This is a genomic window from Streptomyces sp. DI166 (assembly GCF_900091315.1).
Classification (GTDB): Bacteria; Actinomycetota; Actinomycetes; order Streptomycetales; family Streptomycetaceae; genus Streptomyces; species Streptomyces fuscus.
Map to the genome: position 1 here is coordinate 1 of NZ_FLSP01000089.1, position 16283 is coordinate 16283.

The window sequence follows — 16283 nt, forward strand, 5'->3', positions numbered from 1 at the left end:
CGTCCTCAAGCGCCGGACGGGCTGGAAGTGCCGCCCGGCGTTCTCAAGCGCGGCCCGTCTTACTGCTGCGGGTGGTGCGGGGGGATCGGGGGGAGGTCGCCTGTTGTTTCGTAGGTCGACAGCATGTCGATGCGGCGGATGTGGCGGGTGTCCTCGGAGAACGGGGTGTTCAGGAACGTCTCCACGAACTTCGTCGCCTCGTCCTGGCTGTGCATGCGGGCGCCGACCGCGACCACGTTGGCGTTGTTGTGCTGGCGGCCCAGGGCCGCGGTCTCCTCGCTCCAGGCGAGAGCCGCGCGGACGCCCTTGACCTTGTTCGCCGCGATCTGCTCGCCGTTGCCGGAGCCGCCGATCACGATGCCGAGGGCCTCGGGGTCGGCTGCCGTGCGCTCGGCGGCGCGCAGGCAGAAGGGGGGGTAGTCGTCCTGGGCGTCGTAGATGTGGGGACCGCAGTCGACCGGGTCGTGGCCCGCCGCCTTCAGCCACTCGACGAGGTGGTTCTTGAGTTCGTAGCCCGCATGGTCGGAGCCGAGATACACGCGCATGTGACGAGTGTGGCACGGACGGTTTCGGGCAGCTGCCCCGGGGTTGGCCCCGGAAAACTGTGAGCAGAATCGCACAACCTCAGGGAAACCTCAAGTAACGATATGGATTCGAAGGTTCAAATCCTTGATGACCTCCGATTCACTGGACCGATCCGTTCCGACCCGTACTCCGCTCGTACGGGGAAATGCTCACCAGGCGCAAAGGAATCCCCCCTATGACCTCCACCGGCGACCCCGGTAACGGACTTCAGGCAGGGCTCAAGAACCGGCATCTGTCGATGATCGCCATCGGCGGCGTCATCGGTGCCGGACTGTTCGTGGGATCGAGCTCGGGCATCGCCACCGCGGGCCCGGGCATCCTCCTGTCGTACGCGCTCGTCGGCACGCTCGTGGTGCTGGTGATGCGGATGCTCGGCGAGATGTCCGCCGCCAACCCGACCTCCGGCTCCTTCTCCGCCCACGCCGACCGCGCCCTCGGCAGTTGGGCCGGTTTCTCCATCGGCTGGCTGTACTGGTTCTTCTGGGTCGTCGTGCTCGCCGTGGAGGCGACCGCCGGCGCGGTGATCCTGGAGGGGTGGATCCCCGCCGTGCCCCAGTGGGCCTGGGCGCTCATCGTGATGGTGGTGCTGACCGCCACCAACCTGGTCTCCGTCGGCTCCTACGGCGAGTTCGAGTTCTGGTTCGCCGGGATCAAGGTCGTCGCGATCGCCGCGTTCATCGTGATCGGCGGGCTCGCGGTGTTCGGCGTGCTGCCGGGCGTCGACTCCGACCAGGCCGGTCTGAGCAACCTCACCTCGCACGGCGGCTTCCTGCCCAACGGGCCCGGCGCCATCCTCACCGGTGTACTGCTCGTCGTCTTCTCCTTCATGGGCAGCGAGATCGCCACGCTGGCCGCGGGCGAGTCCGAGAACCCGCAGCGGGCCGTCACCAAGGCCACCAACAGCATCATCTGGCGTGTCGCCGTCTTCTACCTCGGCTCGATCCTCGTCGTGGTGTCCCTGCTCCCCTGGGACAGCAAGGCGATCGCGAAGGATGGTTCCTACGTCGCCGCGCTGAACTCGCTCGGCATCCCGCACGCCGGTCAGATCATGAACTTCATCGTGCTGACCTCGGTGCTGTCCTGCCTCAACTCCGGTCTGTACACGGCCTCCCGGATGGCCTTCTCGCTCGGCCAGCGCGGTGACGCGCCCAAGGCGTTCGCGCGCACGACCGGGCGGGGTGTGCCGCGGACGGCGATCCTCGCGTCCGTCGCGTTCGGGTTCCTGGCCGTGTTCTTCAACTACGAGTTCCCCGACTCCGTCTTCCTCTTCCTGGTCAACTCCTCCGGTGCCGTGGCGCTGTTCGTGTGGCTGGTGATCTGCTTCTCGCAGCTGCGCATGCGGAAGATCATCCAGCGGGAGTCGCCGGAGAAGCTGGTCGTGCGGATGTGGCTGTACCCGTACCTGACCTGGGCGACGGCGGCGCTGATCGTGTTCGTGCTCGGCTACATGCTGACCGACACCGAGCACGACGGCCGCAAGACGGTCCTGCTGTCGCTGCTGGTGGCGGCGCTGGTGCTGGCCGTGGCGTTCGTCCGGGAGCGGGCGAAGAGCCGCCGCCGGGCCGCGGGTCCCGACGCCGCCGGGCCGGTCGAGCGCGACCCCGACTCCGACGCGGTGAAGGTCGACGTCGGCTGAGCCTGCGGGCACGCCGCACGGAAGGGGGTCCTGCGGGGCCCCCTTCTCGCTTGTTCCGAGGGGCTAGAGGATGGTGAAGCTGTCCTTGACCGACTCGTACGTCTGCAGGGCCTTCTCCTCTATGTCCGGCTGGTACCAGGTGTTGATCTGGTACGACTTCCCCTTCTCGTTGAAGCCCAGCAGCTGTGCGTGCCAGGGGACGCCCTGGAGGGTGAAGGTGTACTCCCACACCACCGCCGGATAGCCGCGGAACGTGGTCTTCTCCAGGCGGATCTTCCGGTACGCCTGGCCCTGGTGGGCGTTCTGTTCCGAGGTCTGCCAGGTCTCCATCAGGTCGCCGCGGGCGAGGGAGGACTTGGCGACCAGCTCCTGTTTGCCGTCGGGCGAGGTGTAGTGCACCTCCGCGCCGGTCTTCACGTCCCGCCGCCAGCCGTCCGGGGTCACCCAGGCGAACCCCCCGGCCTCCGTACGGGCGCCGGGCGGCAGGCTCCGCGGGCGCGAGGTGCCCTCGACGGTGGGCGAGGGGGAGGCGGAGGACGTCGTCGTTCCCCCCTTCGCCTTGCCGTCCTCCGGCGCACCGCCCGAGTTCAGCGCGATCACCACGGCCACGACCGCTCCGACGGTGACCAGCGCCACGGCCGCGAGCACTCCGGTACGGCGCCGGCCCGGTGCCTGCCCGGTCGGCGCGGGGCGCAGTTCCGTCCGTGCGTCGGCGTTCACCGCCACGGGCGGTTTGCTCTCCGACCGCACCTCGAAGCGCGCCGCCCCGGAAGCGGCCTCGGTGGACGCGTTGGGCGTACGGGGCCCACTGCGCCGCCCGAACTGCCTGGTGGGGCGGGGTTCTTCGGGGGCGGGAGGGGCGTCGACGGGTTCCGACGGTGCCGTCGGAGCGGTCGTGGCCGTCGGGGTCGGGGCCGCCGCCTCAGGAGCGGGGCTCCGCGGTCCGGCGGCCGTCCGCTCAAGCCGTTCCGCGCCCGGGAGCTCCCCCGTCTCCGGCTCCGTCGTCTCCACCAGGGCCGTCGTCCGGACCTCCGCCACGCCTTCCGGTGCCGCCGGTTCCGGCCATGCCGTATCCGCGACCGCCGCCGCCTCCGGGGCCGCCCCGGGCCCTTCCTGGCCCCCGTCGGCACCCGGCTCCTCCGGCTCCCTCGACTCCCCTGGTGTGTCGCCCACCCCCACCGTCACAGTCGGCGTAGGCGTCGGGAACGCGACCGCGTGCAGGGCGGACTCCAGTTCCGTCAGCCCTGGGCGGGTCTCCGGTTCCTTGCGGAGCAGGGATGTCAGGACGTCCGTCAGCGGGCCCGCCGCGGCGGGGAGTTCGGGCTCCTCGTAGAGGACCGCGTGGAGGGTGGCCAGGGTGGTGTCGCGGGAGAAGGGGGAGCGGCCGCCCAGGGCCGCACAGAGTGTGGCGCCGAGGGACCAGAGGTCGGACGGGGGGCCCTGGGGGCGGCCGGAGATGCGTTCGGGGGCCATGTAGTCGGGGGAGCCGACCAGCATGCCCACCATGGTCAGCGCCTTCGCGTCCTGGATCGCCGCGATGCCGAAGTCGGTCAGGACCACGCGCCGGGCCTTCTCCTCGACCAGGACGTTCCCGGGCTTGATGTCGCGGTGCAGGACGCCCCGTTCGTGGACCTGGCGCAGCGCCGCGACCAGGCCCAGTCCGATACGGGCCGCTTCGGCGGGGTTCAGCGGGCCGGTTTCCGTGATGAGGCGTTCCAGGGAGCGGCCGGCGACCAACTCCATGACGATCCAGAGCCGTTCGCCCTCGTCGACGACGTCGTAGACGCGCACCACGTGGGGGTGGTCGATGCGGGCGGTGGCGCGGGCCTCGCGCAGGGTGCGTTCGCGGCGGGTGCGGGTGTCCTCGGCGTCGAGGCCGTCGATCCGGATTTCCTTGATCGCCACCGGCCGGTCGAGAATTTCGTCGGCGGCTCGCCACACCCGCCCCATTCCTCCCTGGCCAATACTCTCGACCAACCGATAGCGCCCGGTCACCAGCAACCCTGGAATCCCACCGCTCCTCGTGTTTCCCGTATTTCCCGGCAATCCGCTGCACCCCCTCAAAATCCCCACTGCGCCTGTCCGATTGAAACACGATGGTCACACTTCGCGCCGTCCAAGCATAGTGCGGAGAAATCTTGTGGTACCTCTTCAAGTACTGCGAATTCAGGCGCAGCCAAGGGGGACGAACATGAGTTCTCGTCGTAGGACGACCATTGCGGGATCGCTGGTCGCAGCATCTATTTCGGCAGTGATGATCCTTCCGTTCACCGCCGCCGCGGATGACGAGGGACCTCAGAGCAGCAAGGGGGGAAAGGCCGTCGACGAGGCTCCGGCGGGCGTGGAACTCACCACGACTCTGCCCGAGAAGATCTCGGTCGACAACGCGTCGGAGGAAACGGCGATCACCGCCACGGTGAAAAACGAAGGGACCGAGGACAGCGGAAAGATCAGGCTACTTGTCGTCGGGTTCGAGGGCCTCACGGTCACAAATGTGCAGGGGTGTTCGGAAATTGCCGAAGGTGATCTGCCGGAGGGTTCGAACAGCGGATTCGCCTGCGCGCTGGACAATCTCGCGGCCGGTGACTCGAAGTCGTACGACGTCGAGGCGACGTACGACCTGAGCAAGAAGGGCAGGATCTGCCTGCCCGTCCAGACCGCCACCGGGGACAAGACCTTCTGGCAGCAGGGCCCGGTGCCGTTCGGTACGACGAACCCGTCGCCGAACGCCCCGGCCACCCCGCTGCTTCTGGGCACCGACAACCAGCCGGTGGCCCCGGGCGGTGACGAGCTGGCCGAGACCGGAGCCAAGCGGGACGTGCTGCCGCTGGGCGCGGCCGGGGCGGCGCTGATCGCCGCGGGCGCGGCCGGGCTGTGGTGGTCCCAGTTCCGGCGTCCGGTGCGGCAGGAGAACTAGGACCTGCCGGTTCCGACCGGGGAAACGAGAAGAGGCTCGCCGAGGTCGAGGCGGTGTGCGACCCCGGCGAGCCTCTTCGGAGGAGCCGTTACTTCTTGAGCAGCTTCCAGGCGGTGGGCAGCAGGCCCATGGCCAGGGCCGCCTTGAGGGCGTCGCCGATGAGGAAGGGGGTGAGCCCGGCCGCGATCGCCGCGGAGGCCGACAGGTCCGCGGACAGGGCCAGGTACGGGACGCCGATCGCGTAGATGATCGCCTCGCCGACCAGCATCGTGCCGGCCATGCGCAGCATCGAGCGGTCGGCGCCGCGGCGGGCCAGGGCGCCGACGGCGGCGGAGGCCAGGATCATGCCGAGGATGTAGCCGAAGGAGACGCCGATGCCGTGGCTGCCGCCCGCGAACCACGGCACACCGGCGAGACCGGCGAGCGCGTAGAGGGCGAGCGCGGCAACACCGCGGCTCGCGCCCAGGGTGGTGCCGACGAGCAGCGCGGCGAAGGTCTGGCCGGTCACCGGGACCGGGGAGCCGGGCACCGGCACGGCGATCTGGGCGGCGAGACCGGTGAGCGCGGCGCCGCCGACGACCAGTGCGATGTCCCGGACACGGGAGGCGGGCAGCAGGTCGGCGAGGACGTGCCCGGTGCGGGCGGGGGCGGCGACAGCGGCGGTGCTCATGGGGACTCCGCGGGGAGGAGGGCAGTTCGGGACACGGCGACGCTATCCCAGGGGCGGCGGGACGATCACCGTCAGTGGTCGACAAAGGCCGGAACGTGGGCTTGGTGGGCTCCGTACAAAGCGCCGTGGCTAACGTGACACCGGTCACTGAGGTGAGGACGTGCAGGTCACGAAAGAGGTGGCGGCCGATCTGTAGGTTTCCGCCAACCGGGAGCGGTGAGGAGTCCCGTACGCTCTGTCCTGTACCTGTCCGGATAGTGGGCTGCCGCTGCTTCTGAGCGGACAACGCCCTCAGACTGACGGGGTTTTGCCCATCTCACGCATTGGACGAACCGCGCCCATGCCCAGCACCACCACCGAGACGCCGGCCCACAAGGACGACGTCTCCCTCTCCCACGGCCTCAAACAGCGCCATCTGTCGATGATCGCCCTCGGCGGTGTCATCGGCGCCGGACTGTTCGTCGGTTCCGGCGCCGGTATCGCCGCCGCCGGACCCTCGATCGTCGTCGCCTACGCCCTCTCCGGTCTCCTGGTGATGCTGGTGATGCGGATGCTGGGTGAGATGTCGGCCGCGTATCCGTCCTCCGGCTCCTTCTCGGCGCATGCCGAGCGGGCGTTCGGACCGTGGGCGGGGTTCACCGCGGGCTGGTCCTTCTGGGTCCTGCTCTGTACGGCCGTCGGCCTGGAGGGCATCGGCGCCGCGAAGATCGTCACGGGCTGGCTGCCGGGCACGCCGGAGTGGGTCTGGGTGGCGCTGTTCATGCTGGTGTTCTGCGGCACGAACCTGGCCGCGGTGAAGAACTTCGGCGAGTTCGAGTTCTGGTTCGCCGCGCTGAAGGTCGCCGCGATCTCCCTGTTCCTGGTGCTGGGCACACTGGCCGTGCTCGGGGTGCTGCCCGGCACGGACTCCCCCGGCGCCTCGAACCTCACCGACTTCCTGCCGAACGGCGGCGAGGGCCTGATCATCGGCCTGCTGGCCTCGGTCTTCGCCTACGGCGGCATGGAGACGGTGACCATCGCGGCGGCCGAGTCGGAGAACCCGGTCAAGGGCGTGGCCAGCGCGGTGCGCACCGCGATGTGGCGGATCGCCCTGTTCTACATCGGCTCGATGGCGGTCGTCGTGACCCTGGTCCCCTGGGACTCCAAGGCGGTCGTCGAGAAGGGCCCGTACGTGGCCGCCCTGGACGAACTCGGTATCCCCGGCGCCGGTCAGCTGATGAACGTGGTCGTGCTGGTGGCCCTGCTCTCCGCGATGAACGCCAACATCTACGGCTCCTCGCGCATCGCGTACTCCCTCGTGCAGCGCGGGCAGGGACCGGCGGTGCTGGGCAGGGTGACGTCCGGTGTGCCGCGCGTCGCCGTGCTCGCCTCCTCGGTCGTCGGCTTCGCCTGTGTGCGGCTCAGCTACTGGCGTCCGGACGATGTCTTCCCCTGGCTGCTGAACATGATCGGCGCGGTCATCCTGGTCGTCTGGATCTTCATCGCCCTGTCCCAACTCCGGCTGCGCGCCCGTCTGGAGCGCGAGGCGCCGGAGAGGCTGACAGTGCGCATGTGGGCGTTCCCGGTGCTGACGTGGGTGGCGCTGGCCGGTATGGCGGTGGTCTTCGTCCTGATGGCCCGCGAGCCGGACACCCGTGTGCAGCTGTACTCGACCGGCGCAATGACGCTGTTCCTCGCGGTGGTGGGCTACGCCTGGCAGCGCAAGCGGGCGTCGGAGGCCTGACCTCCCGGCGACACCCCCGAAGCCCCCGTGTCTCTGGCGCGGGGGCTTTTTGCTGCTAGGTTGTTATTGCGAATAGCTTGCAATAAGAGCCCGGCCCGGAGGGGACGTCCACGCATGCCCGTCTACACGCTGCCCGAACTGCCGTACGACTACTCGGCGTTGGCGCCGGTGATCAGCCCCGAGATCATCGAGCTGCACCACGACAAGCACCACGCGGCGTATGTGAAGGGGGCCAACGACACGCTGGAGCAGTTGGCGGAGGCGCGGGAGAAGGAGGCGTGGGCGGCGCTCAACGGACTGGAGAAGAACCTGGCCTTCCATCTGTCCGGGCACATCCTGCACTCCCTCTACTGGCAGAACATGACCGGCCCGAAGGAGGGCGGCGGCGGTGAGCCGCTGGCCGCCGACGGGGTGGGTGAGCTGGCCGACGCGATCACCGAGTCCTTCGGGTCCTTCGCCGCGTTCAAGGCGCAGTTGTCCAGGGCGGCGGCCACCACACAGGGTTCGGGGTGGGGTGTGCTGGCGTACGAGCCGCTGAGCGGGCGGCTGATCGTGGAGCAGGTCTACGACCACCAGGGCAACGTCGGCCAGGGGTCCACGCCGATCCTGGTCTTCGACGCCTGGGAGCACGCCTTCTACCTGCAGTACCGGAACCAGAAGGTCGACTTCATCGAGGCCATGTGGCAGGTCGTCAACTGGCAGGACGTGGCCCGTCGCTACGAGGCCGCCAGGTCCCGCGTGGACGTCCTGCTGCTGGCGCCCTGAGCCGCCGTACGGCGTGAGTGTCCTGCCTCGTGATCGTCTTCTCACCTTTCACGCGGGCAGGCAGAAGAAACGGAAGCCCCCGCGAGGACGTGACTCGCGGGGGCTTCCGGCTACGGGGGGCGCCCACCGGGAGGGCTGTCCGAGGCGCGCCCCCGGCAGGGCCGGTTCCGGGGTGCCGGAGGCGGGGGTACAACGCCTACGCTGCTGTTCTTCCGTGCGTGGAGGAGGTCCGCGTGGGCGATGTGCGGTGTCCCAATCCGACCTGCCGGGGGCCGCTGCGGCGGTTCCGGGATCTGACCGGGGAAGAGGCCGAGGCCACCCGGGCCGTCGTCGAGAAGTACCCGGGCGAGCGAGCCGAGAAGTTCCGGCCGCAGGCCTACCACCGCTGCACCACACCGGGCTGCCGACGGGTGCAGCGGAAGGACAACTGGCAGGTGGGCGGCAATCTGCCCGAGGGGTTCTGACCCCGGCGCCGGCTCAGAGGTTGCTGAAGTCCGGGCCCTTCGTACGGGTGCGCTTGATCTCGTAGAAGCCCGGGACCGAGGCGACCGCGAGGGTACCGTCCCAGAGGCGGGCCGCCTCCTCGCCCTTCGGGGCGGGCGTGACGACCGGTCCGAAGAAGGCGATCTGCTCGCCGTCGTCACCGGGGACCGCGATCACCGGGGTGCCGACGTCCTGGCCGACCTTGTCGATGCCCTCCTTGTGGGAGGCGCGCAGTTCGGCGTCGAACTCGAAGTCCTTCTGGTCGAAGTACCCGATGAGGTCGGCGGGCAGACCGACGTCGGCCAGCGCGCCGGCGACGGCCTCCCGGGTCGGGCCCTGGCCCTCGTTGTGGATGCGGGTGCCGAGCGCCGTGTACAGCGGGCCGAGTATCTCGGAGCCGTGCTTCTGCCAGGCCGCCGTGACCACCCGGATCGGCTGCCACGCCTTGGTCTCCAGCAGCTCCCGGTATTCGTCGGGCAGCTCGTCGAGCTTGGGCTCGTTCAGGACGGCGAGGCTCATGATGTGCCAGCGGACCTCGATGTCACGGAGCTTCTCCACTTCCAGCACCCAGCGGGAGGTCATCCACGCCCAGGGGCACAGCGGGTCGAACCAGAAGTCGACGGGAGTCTTCGCGGGCATCGTCACGGTCTCGGACATGCGTCTCCTCGGGAAGCGGTGTTTGAAAGTCGCAACACCCGACACCGCGTCCCGCATTCCCCCGCTGCCCCGCTTCCCCCCGCCGTGCGAAGATCTCCATCGTCCGCATACTGAACACCCTGTGAGGGAGTGACCCCCGTGCCCGGTGAGAATCTGTCCCGCGACGAGGCCCGGGAGCGGGCCGCACTGCTGTCCGTCGACGGGTACGACATCTCCCTCGACCTGCGCTCCGCGGTCGGCGCGGACCCCTCCGACGGGCCGCGCACCTTCCGCTCGGTCACCACGATCCGCTTCCGCTGCGCCGAGCCCGGCGCCACCAGCTTCGCCGACCTGATCGCACCCGAGGTCACCGCGGTCTCCCTCAACGGCCGCGACCTCGACCCGAGCGAGGTCTTCGACGGCTCCCGCATCGCCCTGGAGGACCTGGCCGCCGACAACGAGCTGGTCGTCGACGCCCGGTGCGCCTACTCCCGTACCGGCGAGGGCCTGCACCGCTTCGTCGACCCCGAGGACGGCGAGGTGTACCTGTACACCCAGTACGAGCCGGCCGACTCCCGCCGGGTCTTCGCCAACTTCGAGCAGCCGGACCTCAAGGCCCCGTTCCGCTTCGAGGTACGCGCGCCCGAGGGCTGGACGGTGTGGAGCAACGGCGCCGGACGGCTCGCCGACGGGGTGTGGCGGTTCGCGGAGACCAAGCCGATCTCGACGTACATCACCTGCGTGGTGGCCGGTCCATACCACTACGTCACCGACACCTACACCCGCGCCTTCGACGACGGTACGACGCTGGAGATCCCTCTCGGCGCCATGTGCCGCAAGGGGCTCGCGCCGCACTTCGACGCCGACGACGTGTTCCTCGTCACCAAGCAGGGCCTGGACTTCTTCCACGACCACTTCGACTACCCGTACCCGTTCGGGAAGTACGACCAGGCCTTCGTGCCGGAGTACAACCTCGGCGCGATGGAGAACCCGGGCCTGGTCACCTTCCGCGAGGAGTACATCTTCCGCGGCAAGGTGACGCGGGCCTCCTTCGAGGCGCGGGCCAACGTCATCCTGCACGAGATGGCGCACATGTGGTTCGGCGACCTGGTCACCATGGAGTGGTGGGACGACCTGTGGCTGAAGGAGTCCTTCGCGGACTTCATGGGCACCTTCGCCAACGTCGGCGCCACCCGCTTCACCGACGCCTGGATCACCTTCGCCAACCGCCGCAAGGCCTGGGCGTACCGCGCCGACCAGCTCCCCTCCACCCACCCCATCACCGCCGACATCCGCGACCTGCAGGACGCCAAGCTCAACTTCGACGGCATCACCTACGCCAAGGGCGCCTCCGTCCTCAAGCAGCTCGTCGCCTACGTCGGACAGGACGCGTTCCTGGAGGGCGCCCGCCGCTACTTCAAGCGGCACGCCTACGGCAACACCCGGCTCGGCGACCTGCTCGCCGTGCTCGGTGAGACCAGCGGCCGGGACATGGCCGCCTGGGCGCGCTCCTGGCTCCAGACCGCCGGCGTCAACTCCCTCACCCCGCAGGTCCTGCTGGACGCCGAGGGCCGCGTCGCCGAACTGGCGGTGCTGCAGGAGGCCGCCGAGTCGCACCCCGAGCTGCGCCCGCACCGGGTCGCGGTGGGCCTGTACCGCAGGAACGGCGAGGCGCTGGAGCGGTACGCGCGCGTGGAGGCCGACGTCGACGGCCCGCGTACGGTCGTGGCGGAGCTGGCCGGGGCCGAGGCGCCGGACCTGGTGCTGGTCAACGACGACGACCTGACGTACTGCAAGACCCGCTTCGACGAGACCTCGCTGGCGGCGCTGCGCGCGGGCCTGGGCTCGATCACCGATCCGCTGGCGCGGGCGCTGTGCTGGTCGGCGCTGTGGAACATGACCCGGGACGCGCTGCTGCCGGCGCGGGAGTTCATCGACCTGGTGCTGCGGTTCGCGGCGAAGGAGACCGACATCGGCGTGCTGCAGATGCTGCACGCCTGGGCGGAGTCGGCGGCCGTGCACTACACCGCCCCGGAGCGCCGCGCGGTGGCCGGGCGGCTGCTCGCCGAGGGCGCGGCGCGCGAACTGCGGGCGGCCGAGCCGGCCAGCGAGCACCAGCTGGCGTGGGCACGCTTCTACGCCCGCGCCGCCGAGTCGCCCTCCGACTTCGAGCAACTCACCGGGCTGCTGGACGGCACGGTGACCCTGCCCGGCCTGGACGTCGACCAGGAGCTGCGCTGGGCGTTCCTCGACGCGCTCGCCGCGCACGACGTGGTCGGCGAGAAGGAGCTGGCCGCCGAACTCGCCCGCGACGACACCGCCTCCGGCAAGCGCCACCAGGTGCGCTGCCTGGCGGCCCGTCCGCAGGCCGCGGTCAAGGCCCAGGCGTGGGCGCAGGTCGTGGAGTCCGACGAGCTGTCCAACGCCCTGGTCGAGGCGACCATCGCGGGCTTCGAGCGGGCCTCGCAGCGGGAGCTGACCGCGCCGTACACGCCGAAGTACTTCGCGGCGATCGAGCGGGTGTGGGAGCAGCGGTCCATCCAGATCGGCATGCTCGTGGTGTCGGGCCTGTTCCCCTCCCTCCAGGAGTCGCAGGAGACCCTCGACGCCACGGACACCTGGCTCGACACCCACCCGGACGCGGCCCCGGCCCTGCGTCGCCTGGTCCTGGAGGCCCGGGACGACCTGGCGCGGGCGCTGCGGGGGCAGGCGTGCGATGCGGGGGCGGCGGAATAGGCCCGGAGGGCGGAGGGTCACTTCTTCCGCCGGGCCTCCATACGGACGCCCTTGACCACGGAGTTGTCGTCCGCGGTCACGGTCAGCTCGCTGTCGCCGTCGGCACGCATGGTGATGTCCTCGGCCCGTGAGTGCCGGGTGGCCGTGACCGACTGGACGACGTCCTTCGTGAGCATCCCGGCCAGGTGCGCGCGGCCCTGGTCGTCGCCGGTGAGCAGGTGTGCCAGCCGGGCGGCGCAGGCCTCGGCGGCCGGTCTGCTGCCCGTGTCCAGGACCAGCAGGTCGAAGGAGCGGGACAGCACGGCGTCGTGCCCGTACCGGCCGGTGAGCCACTGCCACACCCGGGCGGACGGGAGGCCGTTCGCGACGGCGGTGCGGGCGTGCAGCTCGGGCAGGTCGGGGGCGAGCGCGGCCACGGTGCGGGTCGCGAGGGCTGCTGCCGTGGTCCCGGAGTCGTTCATGGCTGTCTCCTCGGCCGCGGTGGGCGGCGTGGACGCGGTGGGGGTCGTCGGTGTGCAGGGGGCCAGCAGTTCGTCCACCAGGCGACGCTGTGCCCGCGTCACGGGGTCGGCCTGGGCCAGGCGGCGGTGCAGCAGCGGGGCGACCTCCGCCGCACGGCCCGCGTGGTGGAGGAGCCAGCCCAGGCGGATCAGGGCTTCCACGTGCTCCAGGGCCTGGCCGTTGCGGGCCGTGGCCGCCAGTTGCTCGCGCAGGATGCGCTCTCCGGCCGGGACATCCCCCGCCATCGCCATCAGCGCGCCGACCAAGGTCGCGTGGGAGGAGGGCCAGGCCACCGTGTCGTACCACGGACGTTCCTCGGCACGTTCGTCCGACCAGCGCAGGCGTCCGAGGGTGGCGCGGAGTTCTTCGAGCAGTTCGGCCGCCAGGGACCGCGCCCGCGCGTCGCGGTTCGCCCGTTCCTGTTCCAGGAACAGCAACTCGACGCGCACCTTGAGGACTTCGAGCCGGGCCTGCTCCTTCAGGGCCGTGGCAGCAGCCTCCGCGTCCCGTTCGTGCAGTTCCCGTGCCCGCCGCAGACTGCGGGCGGCCGCTTCCTCGTCCCCCACGCCGAAGTGGGCCAGCGCAAGGGCGCGATGGCCCAGGCCGTGGGCCTGCTCGTCCGTCCGGGCCAGCATCTCCTCCAGGACGCGGAGGGCTTCGTCGCGTCTGCCGTCGAAGCCCAGGAGACAGATGCGCAGGACGAAGAAGGTCCCGAGGAAGGGGGAGTCCGGCTCGGCGAGCCGTTCCGCGAGGTCGAGCCGGTCGGCGCAGTACGCCAGGTCCCCCCGGTCGACCGCCAGCAGTGCGGCGAGCCAGGCCGTGTACGACAGGCGTCTGTCGCGTTCCTCCGGGGGGCCTTCGGCCTCCGCCGCCGTCTGCGTGCGCTCCCACTCGGAGCGGGCCGCGGTCTGGTCGCCGCGTTCGTAGTCGAGCAGGACGAGGGTGCTGCGGGCCTCCACGACGGTGTTCGTGTCCCCGGCCCTGGCGGCCTGTTCGGCCCAGTCCCGCAGGGTCCGCCGGTATTCCGCGTGGTCGAGGCGCAGGGCGCACAGGGCCTTGGCCCGGATGCCGAGGACGAGCGCGCGGGCGCCGGCGCGGTAGACCTCGTCGTAGGCCTGCGCGGCGGCGGGTGAGTCCAGCAGCTCCAGGACCCTGTCGGTGTGCGGCAGTGCCTCGCGCTCGCGTCCGCAGTGCAGCAGGGACCCGGCGATCCCGGTCAGCGCCCGGACCTCGATGGCCGGGGTCTCGTACCGGCGGGCCACCTCCGCCCACTGCAGGAGCTCCGCCAGCCCGCCCCGCGTGACGATCGCGCCCAGTTCCTCGTTCTCGGCGGCCACCCAGCGGTCGGTGACGGCCTCGGCCTGGACGATGCCGTCGTGGTGGTCGGGGAAGGCGGAGCGGGCGAAGTCCCTGACCTCCTGGGCCTCTTCGGGTCTGCCGAGGGCCTCGCAGTCGTCCGCGTAGCCCACGCAGATGCGCAGCACGGTGTCCGCGTCCTCCAGGGACAGCTCGGCGAGGTCGATGGAGCGGGCCAGTTCGACGGCCTCGGCGAGGACGTCGGCGGCCTTCTCGCGTCTGCCGCTGTCCCGGTGGTAGTTGGCGTAGTTGCCCAGGTGGGTGATGAGGGAGATGGCCGGGTAGATCAGCCTGACCTCGTCCAGGTACGCCTCGTAGGCCTCCCCCACGTCCGCCGGGTCACCGGCCATCCGGCGCAGCAGGGCGCGCTGGTAGCGCAGTTCGGTGTCGCTGAGGCGGTCGGGGTCCAGCTCCATCATCCGGTCGACGCAGTCCAGTGCCTCCCGCGGACGGCCGATCTTCGCGGCGGACTTCGCCAGCCACTCGTAGAGGATCATGCGCTGTTCGCCGGGTGCCCCGGACGACTCGGCCGCCTCGACGGCGCTGCGGGTCCAGTCGGCCAGGTCGGCGTAACGGCGGCGCCAGGCGCAGTAGTCGGCGGCCAGGTCCGGCAGGTCGAGGAGGATCCCGCGCCAGCGCGGGGAGGATTCCCAGCGCCGCGCCGCTCGTTGCGCTACCTGTTTGAGCTGGCCGTAGCCGCTGTCCAGCCGGGCGACGGCCTGGGCGGCGCGGCCGCCTTCGGTCCGGCAGGCGGGCGCGTTGTCGCGCAGCAGGGATTCGTAGTGGGCGGCGTGTCTCTCGTAGGCCGCGGCGGGCGGCCGACGGGCGAGCAGGTAGGCGTGCACGACCTCGTGGATGCGGTAGCGGCGGTGGCGTGCGTCGTACTCGACGAGGCCGTTGTCGACCACGGCGCGGCCCCAGGCGGTGGCCGTCTCGGCGGGGAGCGGCACGGGCTCGGGGAAGGCCCGGTCCCTGTCGTCGGCGGAGCCGTTGCGCAGCGACATCCCGAAGCGCCGTCTGTGCGGTCTGCCCCATACGGCGCACAAGGCCGCGAAGTCGAAGTCGAGGGGGACGGGGCCGAATACGGCGAGCTCCGCCGCGCGGGCGCGCACCGCGGACGGCAGTCTGTCGTAGCCGAGGCTGATCAGCGCCTCCAGGGAGGCGGAGCCGCTGTTGTCCAGGGCGGGGTGGGCGGTCAGGCCGCGCAGTTCCCTCAGCCGGTCGCGCCAGGTGGTGAGCAGGTCCTGCGCGGGGTGCCCGGAGCCCTGGGCGCGGGCCAGCAGCCGGCCGGCGAACGAGACGGCGCCCGCGAGTCCGCCCAGCGACGCGGCGAGCGCGGCGCAGGCCTCGGGCTCGGCGTCGACGACCAAGGAGGCATGCAGGCGGAGGATCTCCAGCCGGGCCTCGATGTCGACCGGGGGGACCTCCAGCAGGCCGTCGGTGGTGTACTCGCCGGCGGTGTCCCGGCTGCGGCTGCTGAGCAGGACCCGGCTGCCCGGTGGCACACAGGACAGCACCAGGGCGGTGACGTGCTGGTCCTGGGGCCACACATCGTCGACCACCAGCAGCGCGGGGCTCGTCGACAGGCGGGTGCGGATCAGTTCGGCCGCCTGCTTGATCGGCACCTCGCCGTCGAGGCTCAGGCCCAGTTGGCGGCACCAGCCGGTGAGGACGTCCGTGTCGCGGCCGACGCCGCCGAGTTCGGCGTAGAGGACGCCGCCGGGGAAGTGGGCGCGGACCCGGATGTCCCAGCCGACGGCACGCACCAGGTCGGTCTTGCCGGTGCAGGGCGCGCCCCAGCAGGCGGTGACCACGGGTCCGTCCGGGGCGAGGAGCCGGGCGATGACGGTGTCGCGGACGGCGTCCCGGCCGATGAGGCGGGGGGCGCGGGGCATGGGCGCGGTGGGCACGTCGGCCGGGTGCCGGGCCTGCAGCAGGATCGTGCAGTTCTGGAAGGCGAACTGGCTGATGTCGCGCAGCTCGGAACCGTGGGTCTGGATCGTGTTCGTCACTCCGGGGGCCACCGCTGTCCGCGCGCCGTCCACCGCCGCCGGACCCACGACGACCCGGCCGCGCACCCGCTGCCCGGTGAAGGTCACGGGCTCGGTGAGGGGGGCGGCCTCGGGAAGCCGTGCCAGGCGGGCGCCGCATTCCTCGCCGGTGATACGGCCGCTCAGGTAACCGTCCAGGATCTCGGCCAGGGCGTCGGCGATTCCCGCCGGACGCAACGCCCCCAAACCGGAACGTATGTTGACCTCTTCCCCCATTCAGGGAC

At 70.9% G+C, this 16283-nt stretch carries 11 protein-coding genes; 6 read left to right on the forward strand and 5 right to left on the reverse strand.

Annotation, left to right across the window (positions count from 1 at the left end; all coding sequences use genetic code 11):
- Window positions 1-59 precede the first annotated feature (59 nt).
- Window positions 60-545, reverse strand: a complete 486-nt coding sequence (locus tag GA0115233_RS31905; RefSeq protein ID WP_093723808.1) for a ribose-5-phosphate isomerase — start codon at window positions 543-545, stop codon at window positions 60-62.
- A gap of 215 nt (window positions 546-760) precedes the next feature.
- On the opposite strand from GA0115233_RS31905, the gene GA0115233_RS31910 reads away from it, so the two are divergent.
- A complete protein-coding gene (locus GA0115233_RS31910; RefSeq protein WP_093723809.1) occupies window positions 761-2221 on the forward strand; it encodes an amino acid permease in 1461 nt (486 codons plus the stop codon).
- 63 nt (window positions 2222-2284) lie between these two features.
- On the opposite strand, the gene GA0115233_RS31915 is transcribed toward GA0115233_RS31910, so the two are convergent.
- Complete coding sequence (locus GA0115233_RS31915) at window positions 2285-4219, reverse strand: serine/threonine protein kinase (protein ID WP_093723828.1); 1935 nt, start codon at window positions 4217-4219, stop codon at window positions 2285-2287.
- 193 nt (window positions 4220-4412) lie between these two features.
- On the opposite strand from GA0115233_RS31915, the gene GA0115233_RS31920 reads away from it, so the two are divergent.
- Window positions 4413-5138, forward strand: a complete 726-nt coding sequence (locus GA0115233_RS31920) for a hypothetical protein (protein WP_093723810.1) — start codon at window positions 4413-4415, stop codon at window positions 5136-5138.
- Between the two features lie 88 nt (window positions 5139-5226).
- On the opposite strand, the gene GA0115233_RS31925 is transcribed toward GA0115233_RS31920, so the two are convergent.
- Complete coding sequence (locus tag GA0115233_RS31925; RefSeq protein ID WP_093723811.1) at window positions 5227-5808, reverse strand: biotin transporter BioY; 582 nt, start codon at window positions 5806-5808, stop codon at window positions 5227-5229.
- 340 nt (window positions 5809-6148) lie between these two features.
- Between GA0115233_RS31925 and GA0115233_RS31930 the strand changes: the two genes are divergently transcribed.
- From GA0115233_RS31930 to GA0115233_RS31940, 3 genes are all read left to right on the forward strand, one after another.
- Window positions 6149-7531: an amino acid permease gene (locus GA0115233_RS31930; RefSeq protein WP_093723812.1), complete on the forward strand. Its 1383-nt coding sequence runs from the start codon at window positions 6149-6151 to the stop codon at window positions 7529-7531.
- A gap of 114 nt (window positions 7532-7645) precedes the next feature.
- Window positions 7646-8296: a superoxide dismutase gene (locus GA0115233_RS31935; protein ID WP_093723813.1), complete on the forward strand. Its 651-nt coding sequence runs from the start codon at window positions 7646-7648 to the stop codon at window positions 8294-8296.
- A 233-nt stretch (window positions 8297-8529) separates the two neighbouring features.
- Window positions 8530-8760, forward strand: a complete 231-nt coding sequence (locus tag GA0115233_RS31940; protein ID WP_093723814.1) for a hypothetical protein — start codon at window positions 8530-8532, stop codon at window positions 8758-8760.
- A gap of 13 nt (window positions 8761-8773) precedes the next feature.
- On the opposite strand, the gene GA0115233_RS31945 is transcribed toward GA0115233_RS31940, so the two are convergent.
- A complete protein-coding gene (locus tag GA0115233_RS31945; RefSeq protein WP_093723815.1) occupies window positions 8774-9436 on the reverse strand; it encodes a mycothiol-dependent nitroreductase Rv2466c family protein in 663 nt (220 codons plus the stop codon).
- Window positions 9437-9574: 138 nt separating this feature from the next.
- Here GA0115233_RS31945 and pepN point away from each other — a divergent pair, with 138 nt between their 5' ends.
- On the forward strand, window positions 9575-12151 hold the full coding sequence (pepN, locus tag GA0115233_RS31950; RefSeq protein ID WP_093723829.1) for an aminopeptidase N: 2577 nt from the start codon (window positions 9575-9577) through the stop codon (window positions 12149-12151).
- 17 nt (window positions 12152-12168) lie between these two features.
- On the opposite strand, the gene GA0115233_RS31955 is transcribed toward pepN, so the two are convergent.
- Entirely contained in the window at window positions 12169-16275 is a 4107-nt protein-coding gene (locus GA0115233_RS31955; protein ID WP_093723816.1) for a tetratricopeptide repeat protein, read from the reverse strand.
- Window positions 16276-16283 lie beyond the last annotated feature (8 nt).